Source organism: Streptomyces sp. IMTB 2501 (assembly GCF_001953885.1).
Taxonomy (GTDB): Bacteria; Actinomycetota; Actinomycetes; order Streptomycetales; family Streptomycetaceae; genus Streptomyces.
On sequence record NZ_MQUS01000032.1, the window covers coordinates 93511 to 115138 of the forward strand.

Annotated in this window: 11 protein-coding genes; 1 reads left to right on the forward strand and 10 read right to left on the reverse strand. The window is 73.4% G+C overall.

The features are described from left to right. Positions 1–31: 31 nt before the first annotated feature. The 10 genes from AV521_RS38025 to AV521_RS38070 form a co-directional block, all read right to left on the reverse strand. Positions 32–10741 carry a type I polyketide synthase gene (locus AV521_RS38025; protein ID WP_076095309.1) on the reverse strand — a complete coding sequence of 3570 codons (10710 nt, stop codon included), beginning with the start codon at positions 10739–10741 and terminating at the stop codon, positions 32–34. A 92-nt stretch (positions 10742–10833) separates the two neighbouring features. After that, positions 10834–12114 carry a methylaspartate mutase gene (locus tag AV521_RS38030; RefSeq protein ID WP_076095312.1) on the reverse strand — a complete coding sequence of 427 codons (1281 nt, stop codon included), beginning with the start codon at positions 12112–12114 and terminating at the stop codon, positions 10834–10836. Next, complete coding sequence (locus AV521_RS38035; protein ID WP_076095314.1) at positions 12111–12563, reverse strand: cobalamin B12-binding domain-containing protein; 453 nt, start codon at positions 12561–12563, stop codon at positions 12111–12113. Before AV521_RS38035 ends, AV521_RS38030 begins: the two co-directional genes overlap by 4 nt. Continuing rightward, positions 12563–13801 carry a decarboxylase gene (locus AV521_RS38040; RefSeq protein ID WP_076095316.1) on the reverse strand — a complete coding sequence of 413 codons (1239 nt, stop codon included), beginning with the start codon at positions 13799–13801 and terminating at the stop codon, positions 12563–12565. The genes AV521_RS38035 and AV521_RS38040 overlap by 1 nt, the downstream gene beginning before the upstream one ends. Next, positions 13798–15351, reverse strand: a complete 1554-nt coding sequence (locus AV521_RS38045) for an AMP-binding protein (RefSeq protein ID WP_076095318.1) — start codon at positions 15349–15351, stop codon at positions 13798–13800. Before AV521_RS38045 ends, AV521_RS38040 begins: the two co-directional genes overlap by 4 nt. Beyond that, the gene (locus tag AV521_RS38050; protein WP_076095320.1) at positions 15348–16910 is read right to left on the reverse strand and encodes an AMP-binding protein; all 1563 of its coding nucleotides are present in this window, start codon (positions 16908–16910) and stop codon (positions 15348–15350) included. The genes AV521_RS38045 and AV521_RS38050 overlap by 4 nt, the downstream gene beginning before the upstream one ends. Before the next feature lie 25 nt (positions 16911–16935). Then, complete coding sequence (locus AV521_RS38055; protein ID WP_076095322.1) at positions 16936–17187, reverse strand: phosphopantetheine-binding protein; 252 nt, start codon at positions 17185–17187, stop codon at positions 16936–16938. Between the two features lie 26 nt (positions 17188–17213). After that, positions 17214–18149, reverse strand: a complete 936-nt coding sequence (locus AV521_RS38060) for an ACP S-malonyltransferase (protein ID WP_076095324.1) — start codon at positions 18147–18149, stop codon at positions 17214–17216. 37 nt (positions 18150–18186) lie between these two features. Beyond that, positions 18187–19083, reverse strand: a complete 897-nt coding sequence (locus tag AV521_RS38065; RefSeq protein WP_076095326.1) for a proline iminopeptidase-family hydrolase — start codon at positions 19081–19083, stop codon at positions 18187–18189. A 418-nt stretch (positions 19084–19501) separates the two neighbouring features. Continuing rightward, complete coding sequence (locus AV521_RS38070; protein WP_107481133.1) at positions 19502–20956, reverse strand: MFS transporter; 1455 nt, start codon at positions 20954–20956, stop codon at positions 19502–19504. A gap of 93 nt (positions 20957–21049) precedes the next feature. Between AV521_RS38070 and AV521_RS38075 the strand changes: the two genes are divergently transcribed. Beyond that, positions 21050–21517: a cytochrome P450 gene (locus AV521_RS38075; RefSeq protein ID WP_107481134.1), complete on the forward strand. Its 468-nt coding sequence runs from the start codon at positions 21050–21052 to the stop codon at positions 21515–21517. The last annotated feature ends 111 nt before the right edge of the window (positions 21518–21628 follow it).

The window sequence follows — 21628 nt, forward strand, 5'->3', positions numbered from 1 at the left end:
CGCGGCGCGTCGTCCGGCACCCGGGGAGAGGTCACTGGCTGCCGCTGCGGTCGAGCGCGGCGCGCACCAGGTCGGCCACCGCCATGGACTTGATGTCCAGGGTCCGGGCGGCGGGTTCGGGCTCCGGAGCCTGCTCGGTCAGCTTCAGCAGGCTGTCGAGCAGTCCGGCCTCCCGGAGGCGGGCGACCGGGATGCGCGAGATCAGGGTGCGCAGTTCGTCGTCGCCGTGCTCCGCCGCGGCGGGCTCGGGCTCCTCGGTGTCCGGCAGGAGCCGTTCCAGGAGGTGCCCGGCGAGCGCCGCCGGGGTGGCGTAGTCGAAGATCAGGGTGGACGGCAGCCGCAGTCCGCTGACCGCGTTCAGCCGGTTGCGCAGTTCGACGGCGGCGAGCGAGTCGAAGCCCAGCTCGGTGAAGGCGCGGCGCGGCTCCACGGCGGCCGGTCCGGCGTGGCCGAGGATGGCGGCGACCTCGGTGCGGACCGATTCCAGCACGGTGTGCTCGTGGTCGGCGGCGGGCAGTTCGGCCAGCCGCTCGCCCAGGGTGCGGGACCGTTCGGCGCGGTCCGCGTGGACGGTGACGCCGGCCAGGGTGCGCAGCACGGCGGGTACGTCGTCGCCGCGCCTGCGCAGGGCCGCGGTGTCCAGCCGTACGGGCACCAGGGCGGGGCTGCCGGCTGCCACGGCGGCGTCGAACAGCTCCAGCCCCTCGGCCGGGTCGAGCGCGCCGATGCCGGAGCGTTCGATGCGCTGGACCTCGGCGGCGTCGAGGGCGGCGCCCATGCCGCCGCCGGACCACAGGCCCCAGGCGAGGGAGGTGGCGGGCAGGCCGAGGGCGGCGCGTTGGGCGGCGAGCGCGTCGAGGAAGACGTTGGCGGCGGCGTAGTTGCCCTGGCCGGAGGCGTCGATGGTGCCGGCGGCCGAGGAGAACAGCACGAAGTGGGACAGCTCTCGCTCCCGGGTCAGTTCGTGCAGATGCCAGGCGGCGTCCGCCTTGGGCCGCAGTACGGTGTCCAGCCGCTCCGGGGTCAGCGAGGCGACCAGGCCGTCGTCCAGGACACCGGCGGTGTGTACGACGCTGTCGACGGGGTGGGCGGTGAGCAGCGCGGCGAGCGCGGCGCGGTCGGAGACGTCACAGGCGACGATCTCGGCCGCTACTCCCAACTCCGCCAGTTCCGAGCGCAGTTGTGTGACGCCCGGCGCCTCGGGTCCGCGTCGGCTCGTCAGCACCAGGCGGGTGACGTCGTGCCGTTCGGCCAGGTGGCGGGCGACCAGCGCACCGAGTCCGCCGGTGCCGCCGGTGACGAGGACGGTGCCCCACGGCCGGTCCTCCCCCGCGGAGTCGTCGGCGCGCACCAGGCGGGGGGCATGCGCCCGCCCGTCCCTCCACCACACCTCGGGCTCCCCGGAGTCGAGGAGGGCGGCCAGGGCGGCCCGGTCCGGAATCGGGCCGTCGGGCGCGGCCCGTCCGACGAGGAGGATCCGGCCGGGGTCCTCGGCCTGAGCGGCCCGCACCAGCCCGTGTACGGCGGCGTCGGCGAGGCCGCCACCGGTGAGCACCACGAGCGCCGAGTCGGCGAACCGGTCGTCGGCCGACCACGCCCGCAGGGTCTCCAGAGTGTGTCCCAAGGCCGTTCGCACGGCGCCGGGCAGTTGCTCGCCCTCGGTGTGCGGGGCGGTGACCGGCAGGATCACCACGTCCGGCACGGGGGTGCCGAGCGCGGCCGGGTCGGCGTGCAGCGGGGCGCCGAGGCCGAGGTCGTCGTCGCCGAGGACCGCCCAGGTACGGCGTTCGGGGCGCCCGGCGGCCTCGGGCAGCGGTTCGTCGGTGACGGCGTACAGGTGGCGCCGCTGCTGCGGGGCCAGACGGTCGGCGGTGACGGGGCGGGTGACGTACGACTCGACGGAGGCGAGGGGTTGGCCCTCGGTGTCGGCCAGTTCGATGCGGGTGCCGTCGGTGCCGGGGGTGACGCGGACGCGGGCGGTGAGGGAGCCCTGCGCGTGCAGGGCGACTCCGGTCCAGGCGAAGGGCAGGGCGATGCCCGCCGCGGGCTCCGCCTCCGTGTCCAGGAGCGAGGTGACGTGCAGGGCGGAGTCCAGCAGCGCCGGGTGCAGGGCGTGCCGGGTGGCGTCCTGCCGTGCGCTCGCGGGCAGTTCGAGTTCGGCGAGGAGGGTGTCGCCGTCCCGCCAGGCGGCCCGTACCCCCTGGAAGACGGGGCCGTAGTCGTAGCCCTCGGCGTGCAGGCGCGGGTAGAGGCCGGTGACGTCGAGCGGGGTGGCGCCGGGCGGCGGCCAGGCACCGGGGGCTGCCGGGGGCGCGGTGGCGGGGCCGGTGAGGGTGCCGGTCGCGTGCCGTGTCCAGCCCTCGCCCTCGGGGGCGTTCTCGGCACGCGAGTGGATCTCCACGGTGCCGTCGGAGCCGGCAGCGACCTGGAGGCGTACGGCGGTGTCCGCGGGCAGCACCAGCGGGGCCTGCAAGGTCAGTTCCTCCACTACTGGGCGTCCGGTGAGGCGCCCGGCGTGCAGCGCGAGGTCCACCAGCGCGGCTCCGGGCACCAGGACCGTGCCCAGTACCGCGTGCTCGGCGAGTACCGGGTGGGTGGCGGTGGAGATCCGGCCGGTGAGCAGCACACCCGCGTCGCCGGGCAGGTCCACGCGGGCGCTGACCAGCGGGTGGTCGACGGCGGCCAAGCCGTGCCCGGCGGCGTCGCCGGCGCTGACGGCGGCGGTGGGCAACCAGTACCGGCGGTGGTCGAAGGCGTAGGTGGGCAGTTCGACGCGGCGTCCCGCATACGTCCCGTACAGCACCGCCCAGTCGACGTCCGTGCCCCGCGTGTGTACGGCGGCCAACGCGCCCAGGAGGCCGGGCAGTTGAGCGCTGCCCTTGCGGGCGGTGGAGATGAACGCCGGGTCTTCGGCGTCCGGCAGGCAGTCGGGACCCATGGCGGTGAGCACGGGCGCGGCGCCGAGTTCGAGGAGTGTGTCCGCGCCCTTCGCGGCCAGCGTGCCGACTGCGTCGGCGAAGCGCACGGTCTCTCGCACGTGCCGCACCCAGTAGTCGGCGGAGCCGAGTTCGGCGGCGGTGGCCGGGGAGCCGGTGAGCGTGGAGACGATCGGCACGGTCGGTTCCGCCGCCTCGATGCCGCTCATGACCTCCCGGAACGCGGCCAGCATGGGCTCCATACGGGGCGAGTGGAAGGCGTGCGACACACGCAGTCTGCGGGTGGTCGTGAAGTGCGCGGCGACCTCCGTGACGGCGTCCTCGTCGCCGGAGACGACCACGGCACGCGGGCCGTTGACGGCGGCGATCCCGCACCGCTCGTCCAGCAGCGGGGTCACCTCCTCCTCCGAGGCCTGCACGGCGACCATCGCGCCGCCCTCGGGCAGGGCCTGCATGAGCCGGCCCCGGGCGGCGACCGCGGTGACGGCGTCCTGCAGCGACCACACACCGGCGACGTGCGCGGCGGCGAACTCGCCGACGGAGTGGCCGGCCAGCCAGTCCGGGCGCAGCCCGAAGGAGTCCAGCAGCCGGTAGAGGGCGACCTGGGTGGTGAACAGCGCGGCCTGGGTGTAGGCGGTCTGCTCAAGGGTCTCGGCGTCGCCGCCGAACACGACCTCGGCCAGGGGACGTTCGAGGTGTTTGTCGAAGAGGGCGGCGGCGCGGTCGAAGTGCTCGGCGTAGACGGGGAACGCGTCGTACCAGTCGCGGCCCATGCCGGGGCGCTGGGCGCCCTGACCGGAGAACAGGTAGGCCAGCGTGCCGTCCGTGGCGGACCCGGTGACGAGGAGTCCCGGTGCTTCGGTTCCGCGCGCCAGGGCGTCCAGTGCGGTGGCGGCCTGGTCGTCGCCGGTCGCGAGGACGACGGCGCGGTGGGCGTGGGTGCCGCGGGTGGTGGCCAGGGCCAGGCCGAGGTCGGCGGGGGCGGTTCCGGTCAGCTCCAGCAGGCGCCTGGCCTGGCCGCGCAGGGCCTCGGGCGAGCGGGCGGAGACCGGAAGGGCGAGTACCGGCGGGGCGGTGGCCGGGTCGGGGTCCGAGGGCTCCGGGGGCTCGGGTTCGGTGAACTCCTCAAGGATCACGTGGGCGTTGGTGCCGCTGATCCCGAAGGAGGACACACCGGCGCGGCGCGGCCGGTCCGGCGTCTGCCACGGGCGCTGCTCGGTGAGCAGCTCCACCGCGCCGGCGCCCCAGTCGACCTGGTGGGACGGCGCGTCCACGTGCAGCGTCTTCGGCAGCACACCCTTGCGCATCGCCATGACCATCTTGATGATCCCGGCGACACCGGCGGCTGCCTGTGTGTGCCCCATGTTGGACTTGATGGAGCCCAGCCACAGCGGGTGGTCCTCGGAGTGCTCGGCGCCGTAGGTGGCCAGCAGCGCCTGCGCCTCGATCGGGTCACCCAGCGTCGTACCGGTGCCGTGTGCCTCTACGGCGTCGACGTCGGCCGGGGTGAGCCCGGCCGCGGCCAGCGCGGCGCGGATGACGCGCTGCTGGGAGGGGCCGTTGGGGGCGGTCAGGCCGTTGGAGGCGCCGTCGGAGTTGACGGCGGAGCCGCGGACCAGTGCGAGCACGCGGTGGCCGCCCCGGCGGGCGTCGGAGAGGCGCTCTACGACGATCATGCCGGCGCCCTCGCCCCAGCCGGTGCCGTCGGCCCCGGCGGCGAAGGACTTGCAGCGGCCGTCGGCGGCCAGGCCGCGCTGCCGGGCGAAGTCCACGAAGGTGTCCGGCGTCGACATGACGGTGACGCCGCCGACCAGCGCCAGATCGCACTCGCCCTGCCGCAGCGCCTGGGCCGCCAGGTGCAGGGTGACCAGTGAGGAGGAGCAGGCGGTGTCGACGGTGACGGCCGGCCCCTCCAGGCCGAGGGCGTACGCGACCCGGCCGGAGACGACACTGCCGAGGCTGCCGTTGCCGAGATAGGCGGCGAGGTCCTCGGGCACCTCGGCCAGCCAGGTGCCGTAGTCGTGGTACATGACGCCCGCGAACACGCCGGTGCGCGAGCCGCGCAGGCGGTGCGGGTCGATGCCGGAGCGCTCCAGCGCCTCCCAGGACACCTCCAGGAGCAGTCGCTGCTGCGGGTCCATGGCGGTGGCCTCGCGGGGGCTGATACCGAAGAAGCCCGCGTCGAACTCGGCCGCGTCGTACAGGAAGGCGCCCTCTCGGGCGTAGGTGCGGCCGGGGGTGCCCGGCTCCGGGTCGTACAGCGCCTCGGTGTCCCAGCCGCGGTCGGCCGGGAAGTCGCCGACCGCGTCGACGCCGTCGGCGACGAGCCGCCACAGGTCCTCCGGGGAGCGGACCCCGCCCGGGTAGCGGCAGCTCATGCCCACGATGACGATCGGGTCGTCGTCCACCGCGCTTCGCATGCCAGGCGCGGCGGTCTCCTGCGGGCCGGTGCCGAAGAGGGTGTCGCGGATGTGGTCGGCGAGGACCCGGGAGGTGGGGTGGTCGAAGACGAGGGTGGCGGGCAGCCGCAGCCCGGTGGCGGTGTTGAGCCGGTTGCGCAGCTCCACGGCGGCCAGCGAGTCGAAGCCGAGGTCCGTGAAGGCACGGCCGGGGTCGATGGCGGACGGCCCGTCGTGCCGCAGCACGGCGGCCACTTCGGTGCGGACCAGGTCGAGCAGGGCTCGGTCGCGGTCGGCGGCGGGCAGTGCGGCCAGCCGTCCGTCCGTGGCCGGGGCGGGAGCGGCGGCGCTCGCCGCGGTCCGGCGGGTGACCGGGCGCACGAGGGTGGTCAGCAGCGGCGGTATGCCGTCGGGACGGCGGCGTACGGCGGCGGCGTCGATCTCCACGGGCACCAGGTGGGGTGCGCGGGAACGGAGGGCTGCGTCGAACAGCTCCAGGGAGCGTTCGGCGGACAGTCCGGGAATGCCGTAGCCCGCGATGCGGTCCAGGGCCGTGTCGTCCAGGGCGGCGCCCATGCCGCTGTCCGTGTCCCACAGGCCCCAGGCGAGCGCGGTGGCCGGCAGACCGAGGGCGGCGCGGTGCTCGGCGAGGGCGTCGAGGTAGGCGTTGGCGGCGGCGTAGTTGCCCTGGCCGGGGCCGTCGAGGACGGCGGCGAGGGAGGAGAAGAGCACGAAGTGGGCGAGGTCGCGGCCTCGGGTCAGCTCGTGCAGGTGCCAGGCGCCCAGTGCCTTGGCGTGGAAGACCTCGTCCACCATCGCGTCGGTGAGGGTGTCCACGACACCGTCGCGGACGGTTCCCGCGGCGTGTACGACGGAGTCGACGGGGTGCTCCTCCAGCAGCCGGCGCAGTGCCTCGCGGTCACCGACGTCGCAGGCGGCCACGGTCACCTCGGCGCCGAGCGCGGTGAGTTCGGCGTGCAGGTCGGGGGCCGTACCGCTGCGGCTCGCCAGCACCAGGCGGCGTACGCCGTGAACGCGGACGAGGTGTCGGGCCAGCAGCGCGCCGAGGCCGCTGGTGCCGCCGGTGACGAGGACGGTGCCCCAGTCGGCGGTCGGGGCGGGTTCGGCGGCGGGCTGCGCCATGAGCCTCGGGACGCTGAACTTGCCGCCGGTGAGGGAGAGTTCGGGTTCGCCGGTGGCGAGGATCCGGCGCAGGTCGGCCTCGGAGAGCAGCGGCTCGTGCTCGACGAGCACGTACCGCCCGGGGTTCTCCGCCTGGGCGGAGCGGACCAGACCCCGGACGGCCGCGTGGGCGGGGCTGTCGGGCGGGGTGACGACGACCAGCCGGGTTTCGGCCAGACGCTCGTCCGTCTGCCAGGTGCGCACCAGCCGGAGCACGTCGAGGACGTGGCCGCGCGCCGCGTCGGCGTCGGTGTCCGCCGGGCCCGGAACGCGATGGACGACGGCGTCCGGGGCGGGGCCGTCGAGCAGGGCTTCGACGGAGTCCGCGAGGACGGCGGTGCGCAGGGGTGCGGTGGTCGCCGGTCGGGGGTACGGCGACCACCGCACGGCGTACAGGACGTCGTTGCCCTGTACGGGTCGGGAGGTCAGGGCCTCGACGTCGGCCACCGGAGCGCCGGTGGTGTCGGCGAGGTGCAGGGCGATGGTGTCGCCGCCGCTGCGGGTGATCTTCACGCGCAGGGCGGACGCGCCGGCGGCGTGCAGGGTGACGCCGGTCCAGGCGAAGGGCACCAGCACCCCGGGGCGCGGCGGGGCACCGAGGTCGGCGGCGTGCAGTGCGGCGTCGAGCAGCGCCGGGTGCAGGCCGAACTCGCCCGCGTCGGTGGCGGCTTCGGCGGGCAGGGCGACCTCGGCGTAGACGTCGTCGCCGTGCCGCCAGGCGGCGCGCAGCCCCTGGAAGGCGGGTCCGTAACCGTAGCCCTGCTCGGCAAGGTCGGCGTAGACGCTCGCCACGTCGAGGGACTTGACGTCCTGCGGCGGCCACTGGGTCAGGTCGGCCGTGGCGGCCGTGGCGGTGGCGGTGAGGACGCCCGCGGCGTGCTGGGTCCAGGGGGCCGCGTCGTCGGCGCGGGTGTGGACGGTGACGCTGCGGCGTCCGGAGTCGTCGGATTCGCCGACGGCGACCTGCACGGCGACGTCGTCGGCGGCGCGCAGCACGAGCGGAGTGCCGAGGGTCAGCTCCTCCAGGCCGGCCGCGCCAACGTGGTCGCCGGCGCGCAGGGCGAGTTCGACGAAGGCGGTGCCGGGGAACAGCACCTGTCCGGCGATGACGTGGTCATTGAGCCAGGGCTGGCTGCGGGGCGACAGACGGCCGGTGAGCACGACGCCCTCGGCGCCGACGGCGACCACGGCCGCGAGCAGCGGGTGGCCCGCGGGAAGCTGGCCGAGGCCGGTGGCGTCGGTGGCGGCGCTCTGCTCCAGCCAGAAGCGGCGCCGCTGGAAGGGGTACAGGGGCACGTCGATGCGGCGTCCGCCGAGGGAGGCGAAATGCCGCTGCCAGTCGACCGGGACGCCCCGGGCGTGGGCGGCGGCGAGCGCGGCGACGGCCTCGCGGGCCTCGGGCCGTTCGCGCCGCAGCACCGGCAGGAAGGCGGTGCCGGGTGCGTCGGTGCAGTCCGGGCCCATGGCGGACAGCACCGCGTCGGGGCCGATCTCCAGGAACGTCCGTACCCCGGTGTCGGCGAGCGCGCGCACGGCGTCGTGGAAGCGGACCCGGGCACGGACGTGCTCCACCCAGTACTCGGGGTCGCACAGCTCGTCGGTGACGGGGGCACCGGTGACGGTGGAGACGACCGGCAGCTTGGGCTCGGCGTAGTCCAGGACGTGTACGACGCGCCGGAACCCGGCCAGCATCGGTTCCATCAGCGGCGAGTGGAAGGCGTGGCTGACCCGCAGGCGCTTGGTGTCGTGGCCACGCGAGGCGAGCTCGGCGGCGATGCGCTCCACGTCGGCCGCGTCGCCGGAGACGACCACGGCGGCGGGCCCGTTGACGGCGGCGATGCCGGTGCGCGGGGTGAGCAGCGGCGCCACCTCGTCCTCGGCCGCGCGTACGGCGACCATGGCGCCGCCTTCGGGGAGTTGCTGCATGAGCCGGCCGCGGGCGGCGACCAGGATCGTCGCGTCCTGCAGGGTGAGTACCCCGGCCACGTGCGCGGCGGCGATCTCGCCGACGGAGTGCCCGGCGAGCTGGTCCGGGGTGAGGCCCCAGTTCTCCAGGAGCCGGTAGAGGGCGACCTCCACGGCGAACAGGGCGGGCTGCGCGTACTCGGTGCGGTGCAGCAGCCCGTCCTCCTCGCTGCCCGGTTCGGCGAACAGGACGTCCTGCAGGGGCCGGTCGAGCTGGAGGTCGAAGTGGGCGCAGACATCGTCCAGGGCGTCGGCGAACACCGGGTGGACGGCGGCGAGTTCGCGGCCCATGCCGATGCGCTGGCTGCCCTGCCCGGTGAAGAGGAAGCCGAGGTCGCCATCGGCGCGAGCCGCGATCGGCGCGGCTCCGGACGCCAACTCGGTCAGCGCGGCGCGCAGTTCGGTGCGGTCGGCGGCAACGAGGACGGCCCGGTCGGGCAGGGCGGCCCGGGTGGTGGCCAGCGAGTGGGCGAGGTCCAGCGGGTCCGCCTCGTCCGCCAGGGGCAGCAGGTCGGCGGCGCGGGCCCGCAGGGCTGCCTCACCTCGGGCGGACAGGGCGAAAGGCAGCGGGGCGCCGACGGGAAGGGCCGGTCGAGTCTCCGCTACGGCCTCTTCGGGCTCGGGCTGTTCCAGAATGACGTGCGCGTTGGTCCCGCTGACCCCGAACGACGACACGCCCGCGCGCCGGACCCGGCCGGTCTCGGGCCACGGGCGCTGCTCGGTGACGATTTCCACGGCCCCCGAGGACCAGTTGACGGCCGGGGTGGGCGTGTCGACATGCAGCGTCGCCGGTATCTGCCCGTGCCGCATGGCGAGGATCGTCTTGATCACACCGGCGACACCGGCAGCGGCCTGGGTGTGGCCCAGGTTGGATTTGACGGAGCCGAGCAGCAGGGGGGCGCCGTCGGGGCGGCCCTGGCCGTAGGTGGCCAGCAGCGCGGTGGCCTCGATGGGGTCGCCGAGCCGGGTGCCGGTGCCATGGGCCTCGACCACGTCGACGTCGGCGGCGGTGAGACCGGCGTCGGCGAGTGCCCGGCGGATCAGCCGCTGCTGGGAGGTGCCGTTGGGCGCGGTCAGGCCGTTGGAGGCGCCGTCCTGGTTGACGGCGGAGCCGCGGACGACGGCCAGCACGTGGTGGCCGTTGCGCCGGGCGTCGGACAGGCGCTCCAGGACGAGCACGCCGACGCCTTCGGCGAATCCGGTGCCGTCGGCCGCGGCGGCGAACGCCTTGCAGCGGCCGTCGGGCGCGAGGCCGCGCTGCCGGCTGAAGGCGGTGAACACACCGGGCCCGCCCATCACGGCCACGCCGCCCGCGAGGGCGAGTGAGGACTCGCCCTGCCGCAGCGAGCGGCAGGCCAGGTGGACGGCGACCAGGGCGGCGGAGCAGGCGGTGTCGACGGTGACGGCCGGGCCCTCGGCGCCGAGCACGTAGGCGACGCGGCCGGAGATGACGCTGGAGGCGTTGCCCGCGAGCAGGTAGGCGTCGAGGCCGTCCGGGGCGTCGTGCAGGCGCGGCCCGTACTCCTGGACCTCGGCTCCGAAGAACATGCCGGCCGGGGTGCCGCGCAGTGCCGTGGGGTCGATGCCGGCGTCTTCCAGGGCCTGCCAGGAGGTCTCCAGGACGAGCCGCTGCTGCGGGTCCATGCCCAGCGATTCCCGCGGGCTGATGCCGAAGAACTCCGCGTCGAACTCGGTGGCGGTGTCGAGGAATCCGCCGCTGCGGACATAGGAGCTGCCGGGTGTCTCGGGGTCCTCGTCGTAGAGGGCGTCCAGGTCCCAGCCGCGGTCCTGCGGGAAGCCCGACAGCACTTCGCCGCCCTCGGCGAGCAGCCGCCACAGGTCGGCGGGCGAGGAGATGCCGCCGGGGAAGCGGCAGCCGAGGCCGACGACGGCGATCGGTTCGTCGGCGGCGCCGTCACCGGCCGGCTCGGGACGGTCGTCCGTGCCGCCGTGGACCTCGGCGAGCAGCCGGGCGGCCAGGTCGTGGACGGTGGGGCAGTCGTAGGCGAGGCCGACGGGCAGGTCGAGGCCGGTCCGCTCGGTCAGCCGCCGGTGCAGGTCGACCGCGGCGAGCGAGTCGAGTCCCTGCGCTGAGAACGGGGCGGCCGCATCGAGCGAGTCGACCGTGCCCGGCCGGGCCGCTTCGATCGCCTCGGTCACGGCCGTGCGCACCAGTTCGGTGACCAGCCTGCGGTGCTGGGAGGGTACGGCCGTGGCGAGCCGTCGTCCCAGAGCTGAATCGGATCCGGGCCCGTTCATCCACGCATCTCCACTTTCGGCCGACACCGGTTTTCCTCACCTTTTTCCACACGGTAATGACGGGCCACGAAAAGCCACACCCTTAAGCACCCCTAGGGGCGGGCGAGTTCGAAGGCCGCCGCGTCCTCAGGGTCGTGCCGGTCGTACGAACGGCGCACATAGGACAGGGAGTCGAGCAGATCTGCGGAGGTGATGGCCTGTGCGGGGCGTACGTCGGCGATGCCGTGCAGTGGCATCTTTCCGATGTCGGCCCAGCACAGCCGGCCGTCCGCGTCGATATAACTCCGGCTGAATCCGGCGTTGTCCGGATGCAGACAGTAGGGAACGTCGAGCAGGCCTCTGGCGAACGCCGTGAGCAGCGCCGCGCCGAGATCGTCGTCCAGCTCCAGCACCGCGTTCACCAGCGCGAAGGCCTCGGCGTAGGTCTGGGTGCCGGGGCCGTCGAGCGGGGCGCGGGGGGTGCGCGCGGCGACCGTCGCCGCGTATTCGAGGGCGGCGACGTTCTCGGCGACCGAGGGAATGCGGCGGGATTCCGCGACGGTTTTCACGATGAGCCGTTCGGAGCCGCTGGCGACGGCGAGTTCGGCCGCTTTCCCGAGGAGTCGGTAGGCGCCGTGCTCGGTTTCCGGATACAGCCCCATGTAGGCGTAGACGACGACATGCCATTCGGTGTCCGGCAGGAACCGCGCGCACAGGGTGCGCAACGCGGCCACCGCTTCGGCGTCCTGGCGCGGATCGGTCTGCTGGGCATAACTCACGGAAATGCTGCGAATGCCGTGCCGGTGGAAGAACATCGCCTCCAGGACACTGACCGCGACCAGCAGGCTGGGCGGGCAGAGCTGCCCGAGGACACAGCCGCCGAAGGTCTCCAGGTGCGGTGCGGCGCCCGGCGCGCACAGGGTGGCGAGCAGTTCGCAGGAGGCCGCCCAGTGGGCGACGGACTCACGCAGCGGGACTCGGCCGTAGGGCAGGCAGTAGGAGACCGGACCGCCCTCGGAGGCGTCGAGGCCGACGGCCATCAGTGCCCGGAAGATGTCCTGCGGCGCGGCCGAGCCGTGCCGGACCTGGACCGGGAAGTCGGGTCCGTGGATCCGGTCGAGCACCTGAAGGGTGGTCGTCGTCTCGTGGCTCACGATCGGATAGCCGTTGAGGGCGACGCCCTCCAGCACGGCCAGTTTGGCCGACTCCAGGTCGCCGACCCGGGTGTAGCTGTCCAGGGTGAGGGTGCCGACGGTGGTCGCCGTGGCGTTCCGGGTGGCGAGCAGCCCGGCCCGCATCCGTTCCGGGCTGCTCATCCCCATCCGGGGCTGGACCACGAGGTGGCCGGCGTCGTGAGCCCGGCGCACGAACGCGCCGAACCCGACACCGGTCACACCAGGGCCCGCTGCGGCAGCGTGTCGAGCATGCGGCGGAAGGCGGCGACGCCCTCGGCGCTGTCGTCGAACACCGCGTCGTAGCCGGCGGCGCTCAGGGCGGCCACCTCGTCGTTGCCGCAGGGTCCGGCGATGCCGAGCTTGCCGCCGATCACGGCGGGTACGTCGGCGAGTTCGGGGTGCTCGCGCAGCCGGGTGACGGTGCGCATGCCGTCGTGGTAGCCGTGGCCGTTGACGCTGCTGACCACGATCAGGGCCGGGCGGTCGGCCAGGGCCTCGGCGATGAGCAGGTCCTCGGGGACGCAGGGGCCGAGGTTCACCACGCGGTGTCCGTGCTCCTCAAGGAGGAGGTGGAGGTAGACGAGGTTCCAGGTGTGGGAGTCGGAGATGCCGCCGGCCACGAGAACGGGCTGGTCGCCGGGGGTGGGGGTTATCGGGGAGGGGCTCATCACAGGGCCTGTCCGTGTTCGTAGGTGCGGATGTGCTGGATACGGGAGACGGAGACGACGTCGTCTCCGCGTACGACGATCTCGGCGGGGGCGGGCCTGCCGAGGAACATCAGAAGGCTGGCGGTGGGGCCGTAGGCACCGGCGTTGGGCACGGTGAGCAGGGCACCCGGGGCCAGTTCGGGCAGCGGGACGTTGCGGCCGAGCAGGTCACCCGGGGTGCACAGCGGCCCGGCGAGGCTCGCGGGGGTGCCGTCGGCGCCCACGGACTCGTGCGGCTCGACGGACACGGGCAGGATGCGGCCGAGGCCGGACATGCCCCCGAAGGTGTTGATGCCGGCGTCGAGGACGAGATAGCGGGTGTCGCGGCTGTCCTTGACGTTGACGACGGAGGTGAGCAGGGTGCCGCTGTCGGCGACCAGGTAGCGGCCGGATTCGCAGGCGATCTGCGGGGCGCCCTTGCGCCAGCCGGGGAAGTGCTCGTCCAGCGTCTCGGCCAGGGCGTCGCGCAGCTCGCGGTAGACCGGTCGTTCGCCCTGCACGGCGTAGGGAGCGGCGAATCCGCCGCCGATGTCGACGAAGCGGAACGTGACCCCGAGGGCCTGCTGGAGGGCGGCGGCGGTGGCGACGGTGTGGCGGAACTCGGCGATGAGGCTCGCCTCGTCCTTGGCGTTGCTCAGCGGGAAGAAGTGCAGCCCGGCGATGCGGGTGCCCGGCACCTCGCGCAGGTCGGCGGCGAGGCCGGGCAGGGTCTCGCTGTCGAAGCCGAACTGCGAGGGCACGCCCGTCATCCGGATGCTGGTGGCCGCGGCGCCGGTCGCGTTGTTGACCCGGATCAGGCAGTCGGCGGTGACGCCGAGCTCTAGGGAGCTCTCGCCGACGCGGCGCAGGTCGCCGTAGGACTCGGTGGAGAACAGCCGGACGCCGCGGGTGAGCGCCTCGGTCAGTTCCTCGGTGGTCTTGCCGGGACCGGTGTAGAGGATCCGGTCGCCGGGGAAGCCGGCCTGCAGGGCGGCGTCGAGTTCGCCCACGGAGCTGATCTCGGCGCGGCAGCCGCGGGCCGCGCCGGCGCGCAGCTCGCGCAGCAGCTCGGGGTGCGGGTTGGCCTTGGCGGCGTAGAAGACCTCGACCTCGTCGGGCAGCGCGGCGAACAGGTCGTCGCGGGCCGCGGCCACCCGGTCCAGGTCGTAGACGTAGGACGGGGTACCGAAGCGCTCGGCCAGTACGGTGGGGCCGGTCACGGGGTGGTTCCTTCCAGGAGGCGGGCGAGCTGCTTGCGGTCGTGCTTGCCGTGCGGGGTCAGCGGCAGCTCGTCGACGACACGGCTGACGCCGGGCACCTTGGCGGGCTCCAGCCGTAGCGACAGCTCCTTGAGCAGGGCGTGCGGGTCGATGTCACCCTCGGCGAACACCGCGAGGGCGCGGCCTTCGGCGGGCGGCAGGACGGCGGCGGCGCGGACGCCGGGGATGTCGGTGGCGGCGCTCTCGATCTCGGTGGTGCTCATGCGAACGCCCTTGTGCTTGAACATGTCGTCGCGGCGGCCCTCGTAGTACAGGAAGCCGTCCTCGTCGACGTGGCCGAAGTCGCCGGTGTGCAGTCGGAGTCCGCCGTCGGGGGCGGGGCGGAAGGCGCGTGCCGTCTGTTCCGGTGCGCGCCAGTAGCCGGGCATGACGTGCGGGCCCTCCACCACGATCTCGCCGGTCTGCCAGGGCGCCAGCGCCTTGCCGTCGTCGTCCACGACGAAGGCGCGGGTGCCGGGCAGTGGGCGGCCGACCGAGTCGGGCTTGGCGTCCTGGTGGGCGGGCGGCAGCACGGAGACGCGCTTGCACTCGGTCTGCCCGAACTGGATGATCACCTCCGCGCCGGGGAACGCCGTGCGCAGTCCGTCGGCGGTGGTCTTGGGCAGCGCGGCACCGGTGTTGGTGAACATCCGTACCCGGGACTTCCGGCTGGGCTCGCGCTCGGCGAGGGCGACGATCATCGTCGCCAGCGACGGGACGATCGGGACGACGGTGGCGCCGGTATCCCGGATGCGGCGCAGCAGCACCAGGTCCGACTCGCCGTCGGCGAGGACCAGTTCACTGCGGCCGGCGGCGGTGAGCAGCACCTTGTACAGGCCGTAGTCCCAGGAGATGGGGAAACGGCAGAACACCACGTCGTCGGGGCGGTAGCCGAGTTCCAGGTTGATGGCCTCGGTGGCGAAGACCATCCGGCCGTGCGGGCAGATCACCGCCTTCGGGGCGGCGGTCGAGCCGGAGGTGTAGACGAGGACGGCGAGGTCCTCGGGGCCGACCTCGGCACCGCAGGACCGAGCCCCCCGCCCCCGCAGCGTGGTGATGTCCTGCCACGCCTCGCCGAGTCCCAGGACCGGTACGCTCTCGGCGAGCGCGGCGATCCGCTCCACGGCCGGGTCGGTGACGACGACCAGCGCGGGCTCGGAGTTCTCGACGACCGCCCGCAGATGGAAGTCCTTCATGCCGGTGTTGACCGGGACGAGGACGGCACCGCGGCGCGCGGTGCCGTACAGCAGCGCGACCAGTTCGCGGGTGCTGGGCAGCTGGACGAGGACCCGGTCGCCGTGGCCGATGCCGCGCTCCTCCAGCCAGGCGTCTACGGCGTGGCTGTGGGCGGCGAGTTCCCGGTACGTCCAGCGGCCCTCGCCGTCGGCGACCGCCGGGGCGTCGGGGCACTCGGCGGTGGCCTCGTCGAGCAGGTCGTGCACCCGGGCGTCGGTGCGAGCGTCGTGCGTCCGGGCGTCGGTGCGGGCCTGCGCTGTCGGTTGACCGTTCACTGCGACTCCTGCCGCCTTTCATGAGTGCGTGCCGCCCCGCCGGACTGCCGCATGGCCGTGGCCCGGGAGGCGAGCTTCCTGCGATCGGTCTTGCGGTTGGAGTTGAGCGGGAGCGCGTCCAGGTGGTGGTAGGCACGCGGGACGACCGCGGCCGGCAGCAGCTCCCGCAGATGGCGGGCGAGCCGGGCGGGCGGCACGGGCACCCCGGTGTGGAAGACCGCCAGCTCCACCGTGCCGTCCACGGGCACCGCCACGGTCACGGCGTCCTCGACGCCCGGGCAGGTCCGTGCGGCGGCGTCCACCTCCGCCAGCTCCACCCGCACCCCGTGCACCTGGACCTGGGCGTCCTGACGGCCGAGGTACAGCCAGCCGCCGTCCTCGGCGCGCCGGACGCGGTCGCCGGTGCGGTAGAAGCGGTGCCCGCCGTGCTCCAGGAACCGTCCGGTGTCGTCGGCCGGGTCGAGGTAGCCTGGCGTCAACTGGGGCCCTGCGATGCACAGTTCACCCTCGTCGCCGTCGCTGGGCGCATCGTCCGCACCCAGCAGCAGCGTCTCGTGACCCGGGTGTACGGCGCCGATGGGCACCATGTCGTTGAGGTACCGTCCCGGCGTCCAGCGCTGTGCGGTGATGGTGACGGTCAGTTCGGTCGGGCCGTACAGGTTCTCCAGCGTCGCACCCGGCGCGGCGCCGGCCCAGTCCTCGGCGTCCTTGCAGCTGAGCGCCTCCCCCGCGAAGAAGCTCCACCGCAGCGACGGAAGCGCGCCCGGCTGAAGTCCGCCGGTGCGGCGCACCAGGGTGATCGCGCTGGGCGTGGAGAACCACACGGTCATGCCCTGCCCGGCCACGAACTCCGGAAGATGCGCATACGCGTGCGGCGGGACCGGTACGACGGTGGCTCCGGCGCCCCAGGCGCAGAACAGGTCGAACATCGCGCAGTCGAAGTTGAGGTCGAAGGTCTGCGAGAAGACGTCATGCGGACCGAAGTCGTAGCGCTCGTCCAGCAGTTGGAAGTAGTGCGCGGTGTTGGCGTGGGTGACCGGGACGCCCTTGGGGCGGCCGGTGGAGCCGGAGGTGAACAGCACGTAGGCGATGTCGGAGGGCCGGGCGGGCATCGGCGCCTTCAGGGCGCTGTCCGCGTCGACAGCGAGCGCCGGCATCGGCTGCCCGCCCGGCGCGAACAGCGTCGGCAGGCTGACACCCTCGGCGTGCAGCGCGGTCAGGGCGGGCAGGGCGTCGTCGTCTGCGAGCAGAGCGCCGACCCCGGCGGCCTCGATCATCTGCCGGGTGCGGGCGGCGGGGAAGGCCGGCTGCAGCGGGACTACGGTGACGCCGCTGTACAGGCCGGCCAGCAGGGCCGCGTACGCCGTGGGTCCCTTGCCGGCCGGCACGCCCACGGCGGGCGGCCGGTCGGGCAGCCCGGCGCGCAGCGAGCCGGCCAGCACCAGGGCACGTTCGTGCAGTTCACGGTAGGTGGTGTCGACGCCGTCGGCGCGCAGCGCGGGCCGGTCCGGGGAGAGGGCCAGCCCGCGCATGAACCGGCCGGACAGCGTGCTGTCCATGGTGGGATCCACGGTGGCCGTCCCGTCAGCTCGCGGTGGTGTGCAGCATGCTCTGCACGGTGTCCCACAGCACGCCGGCGGTGCGGAAGGTGTCCATGGTCAGCGCGCTGTCCCGGAAGCGGACCTGGTAGGCCTCCTCCAGCGTGCCGAGCAACTGGACCGTGGCGAGCGAGTCCAGGCCGAGGTCCTTCAGTTCGGCGTCCGGCGTCAGCTCCTCCTGCGGGCCGAGGAACGGCACGAAGGGGCGGAGTATCTGTTCGAACTGGTCGTCCCACATGGGAGCCTCCAACGAGTCGGGCGGGGTCAGGCGGCGCGCGAACGGCGCCGGGGGGTCATCGCCAGCCGCGGCTGTGCGGCGACGACGTCGAAGTTCCGGGTCGCGCAGGGGACCCGGCCGAAGAGGCTGTCCGGCCCGGCCACACACAGGCGCGTGGCACCGGCGTCCTTGAGGGCCGTGGTGACGCTCGGCCAGTTCATGGGGTGGTCGAAGCCGTCGAGCAGCATGGTGCGCAGTTCCTCGCCGGTGTGCAGCAGCCGGCCGTCCTGGTCGGCCACGACGGGCAGCTTGGGGTCGGCGAAGGAGTAGCGGGAGACCACTTCGCGTTCGGCCTTGTCACGCAGCGAGCGGAACGCCGAGGCGTGCATGGGCGGGCGCATGGTGTACAGCGGGAGGCTGCCGATGCCGCGCAGCCGCTCCTCCAGCCATGTGACACGGTGCTCGGGCAGGGAGATCATGTAGAAGCCGTCGTCGATGTGGCAGGAGATCTCGTGCCACTCCCCCGCCTCGTCCAGCTCGGTGAGGATCGCGTCGAGGCCGTCGCGCGGGGCGCGGACGAAGGACAGGGTGACGATGTCCTGGTGCTCCTCGGCGAAGTACTCCTCCAGGCAGCGGGCGATCTCGGCCGTCAGACGCACCGCGTCGGGCAGCTCCAGGGCGCCGGTGTAGGCGATGGCCGCCTTCTCGCCGAAGCTGGGGCCGGCGACGATGTCGGGTTCCACGCCGAGGTGGTCGCGGGCCCAGTGGGCGCAGGCCAGGCAGTTGACGAAGAACGCGACCTGGGCGGCTTCGGAGTAGTCGCCCGGAGAGGTCCGGAAGGCGTCCACGAGCGAGTAGCCGAGCGCCTCGTCGGCGACGGCGACCAGGTCCCGGGCGTAGGGGCTGGCCACCATGAACCGGCCCACCTCGGCGAACGGGACGGGGCCCATGCCGGGGAAGACGAGAGCGGTGTCGTGTGCCATGGCGGGATCCCCGCCCCCTTTCACAGGCTGGAGAGCGTCAGAGGCTCTTGAGGAAGTCGGTCATCACCTCGAAGAACCGTTCCGGTTCCTCCAGGTGCGGAAGGTGGCTGGACTCCTCGAAGATCTCCCAGCGCGCTCCGGGGATGCCGTCCTGGTACGGCTGGACGACGGCCGGGGTGGCCTCGTCGTGGCGGCCGCTGATCAGCAGGGTCGGGGTGCTGATCCGGTGGAGTTCGTCGATGATCGACCAGTTCCTGAGGGAGCCGATGACGTGGAACTCGTTGGGCCCGTTCATCGCGTAGTAGACGGTCGGATCGTTGTAGATCTCCATGAAGGAGGACAGGAAGTCGCGCGGCCAGGGCGTCACACGACACACATGGCGGTCGTAGAAGACGCGCATCGCGGCCAGGTAGTCCGGGCTGTCGTAGGAGCCGTCCGCCTCGTGCCGCCGCAGGGTCTGCTCCACCGTTGGCGGCAGCTCGGCGCGCAGCCGCGCCACCTCCCGCAGCCAGATCGGGTACGAGGCAGGCGCGTTGGCGATGACCAGCCCTCGCAGACCGGCCGGAGCGGTCATCGCGTGCCGGGCGCACAGGGGGCCGCCCCAGGACTGGCCGAACAGCACATAGTCGTCGGCGATACCCAACTGCTTTACGAGATTGGCCAGTTCACGCTCAAAAAGTTCGACCGTCCAGAACTCGGCACCCATGTCCGGCAGATGGGTCGAGCCGCCGTTGCCCAGCTGGTCGTAGTGGATGACGGGCCAGCCGTCCTCGGCGAGCCGGGCCAGGGGCAGCAGGTAGTCGTGGGTGCTGCCGGGGCCGCCGTGCACGGCGACGACCGCCGGCCGTCCCGCGCCGAGTTCACCGGTCACTCGGTACCAGGTCCGGTACTCCCCGAAGGGAACGGTTCCCTTCGCGCTGGGATCCGGAGACACGCTGATCACCTCTGCTCGGCTGCGGGACGCGGCGGCGGCCGGGGCAGGGACGCCGGCCGGGACCCGGCGAGCCGGGCGGCGGGCGATCCGTGCCCTTGCCGTCCATCCATCTGCCGTGGTCCGCTGCCGACGCTAATCGCCGCCGCGCCGCCGCCAGACCCCTAACCGCCCCTAGGCGCTGTCCGACCGGTCGGACAGCGCCTAGGGGTCGGCGGGCACTGCGGTGACGGCCCGGCAGGGGGTTCCGCCGGATACACAAAAGCCGGCGAGGCGGATATGGCCCCGTGTTGCACCTTATGAAGGTGCGTGCAGAAACCGGATTGTCTCCGGAGTCCGCGCATGCCTGAGCGACGAGGCAATCCACACAGTCAGGGAAATGCCGAAACACACAGGAAATCCACGGGAATTGAGCCCAGCGTCAACTCTCCCTCCGGTCGTCCGTCTTTGCAGCCGCTGCCCGCTTGCGCGTCGGTTCCGACGGCGTTGACGGCATTCTCCGCAGCAGCGGAAGGCAGCCCAGGAGAAGGAGGCCGGCCGCGGCCCAGGGCGCGTCCGGACCGGCGTCCTTGGCTAGCACGCCGCCCAGTGCGGCGCCCAGAGGCATGGTCCCCCACGCCGCGATCCGGTAGCCGCTCGTGACCCGGCCCAGCATGCCCGGTGGGGCGAGCCGCTGCCGCAGCGAGACCGTGCACACGTTCCACAGCACCACGCCGGCACTGTTGACGGCCAGCATCAGCGCCACCAGCGGCCACCAGGGCACCGCTGCGACGACCAGGTAGCTCAGCGCAGACACGGTCACCGACACCACCAGGCTGCGTCCGGAGCCGAGCCGTCGCGCCGTCCAGGGCGCCGCCCTGGCTCCGGCCAGGCTGCCGAGGGCCGCCGCCACGAGCATCAGGCTGTATCCGTGGGCCGGCAGGCCGAGACGTCGCTCCACGTACACCACGAGCACCGCGTACACGGCCTGCTGGCCCACGCCGAGCACCGCCACCACGACCATGAGGCGGCGCAGGATCCGGTGGCCGCCCAGCAGCCGCAGGCCGGCCCAGGTGTCGCGCGACAGGCCGCGCACACCGCGTTCCGCCCGCCCGTCGCCGGCCTGCCGTCCGTCCGGCCGCCGCGACGGCAGCCCCATGAGCAGCAGCGCCGAGCCGAGGAACGACACCGCGTCCACCGCGAACGGAAGCGGCTGCCCCACCGCCCACAGCGCCGCTCCCGTCGGCGGGCCCAGGAAGCCGGTACCGGTGATCTGTGCGGCGATGATCCGGGCGTTCGTCCGTTCCAGCTCCCGGTCCGCGGCCAGTGACGGCACGATCGACTGGGCCGCGCTGTCGAAGAACACCTCGGCGAGGCCGGTCAGGAAGGCGGTCAGCACGAGCGGGAGCAGGGGCACCCGCCCGGTCGCCGTGTACGCGCACAGCAACGCCAGCACCGCGCAGCGCACGAGATCCCCGGCGATCAGGGAACGGCGGGCGGGCATGCGGTCGACGAGGGTGCCGATGACGGGTGCGAGCAGCCAGGCCGCCCGGCCGGCGGCCGCGACGACGGAGACCCAGAACACGTCACGCGTGACCGCCGCCGCCAGCATCGGCAGCGCCGCGAACCGCACTCCGTCGCCCACGGAGCTGATCGCGTTGGCGGCGACGAGGCGGCTGAGCGGCGCCGCGCGAAGGCGACGCGGGTGAAGGCGACGCGGGTGAAGGCCACGAGGGCGAAGGGCAGACCACACCATGCCTCGGTACCCGGTCCGCTGCCGAATCCACCTGTGGTGAGGCGACTTATACGTTCTTTCGCCGTCTGCCAGTAAAAGGTGGCCGCCGTCGCCGGCTGCGGCTGACACCCAATTGCGGGGCATGGCACGTTCGTTGAGCATTACGTCACTGGGTCTGCATTCGAGCAGGGCGCGACCCGCCTCGCACCCCTTCACTCCGAGCAGACCGCGGTCGCCCGCGTCGCCGTGCGGCTGATGCTGGACACCGCACCGCAGCTGTGCGCGGGGTTGTTCCGGCACGCCCGGTATGTCATCGCCGTGGACGGCCCCGACGCGTTCGACAGCGCCTCCACCCACGAGATCCCCGACGTGGCGTTCGTCGCACGGCGGTGTACACGGACCCCCGAGCGGTTCGCCGAGGCGCTGGTGCACGAGTTCGTGCACCAGCGCCTGTACGACCTGCAGATGACCCGGTCGGTGTGCGGTGAGCGGCTGCGCCACGGTGACGTGGTCTGCGTGAACCTGGCGTCGGCCAACCGGGACGAGCGTCGGTGGGAACGTGCCGACCGGTTCGACCCGCACCGGCAGCCGCAGCCGCACCTGGCCATGGGCAACGGCCCCCATGTCTGCCTGGGCCGGCTTCTCGCCGCGCTTAAGGCACGGGTCTCCTCGACGCACTCCCCTCATCGCGGCCGGACCACGTCCTGGACACCGAGGTCGTGACCGGCCGCGGCGTCCGCTCACCGAGGCGACTGACCGTGCGGTGGTGACCGGCACACCGCGGACGACCCCTAGTAGTGCTTGGTCAGGTTGATATCGGTTCTGGCATGTTGC

Coding starts and splice junctions, on each gene's coding strand:
- AV521_RS38025 (WP_076095309.1), bottom strand. CDS start 10,741: ATGAACGGGCCCGGATCCGATTCAGCTCTGGGACGACGGCTCGCCACG.
- AV521_RS38035 (WP_076095314.1), bottom strand. CDS start 12,563: ATGAGCCCCTCCCCGATAACCCCCACCCCCGGCGACCAGCCCGTTCTC.
- AV521_RS38050 (WP_076095320.1), bottom strand. CDS start 16,910: ATGGACAGCACGCTGTCCGGCCGGTTCATGCGCGGGCTGGCCCTCTCC.
- AV521_RS38055 (WP_076095322.1), bottom strand. CDS start 17,187: ATGTGGGACGACCAGTTCGAACAGATACTCCGCCCCTTCGTGCCGTTC.
- AV521_RS38060 (WP_076095324.1), bottom strand. CDS start 18,149: ATGGCACACGACACCGCTCTCGTCTTCCCCGGCATGGGCCCCGTCCCG.
- AV521_RS38070 (WP_107481133.1), bottom strand. CDS start 20,956: ATGCTCAACGAACGTGCCATGCCCCGCAATTGGGTGTCAGCCGCAGCC.
- AV521_RS38075 (WP_107481134.1), top strand. CDS start 21,050: ATGCTGGACACCGCACCGCAGCTGTGCGCGGGGTTGTTCCGGCACGCC.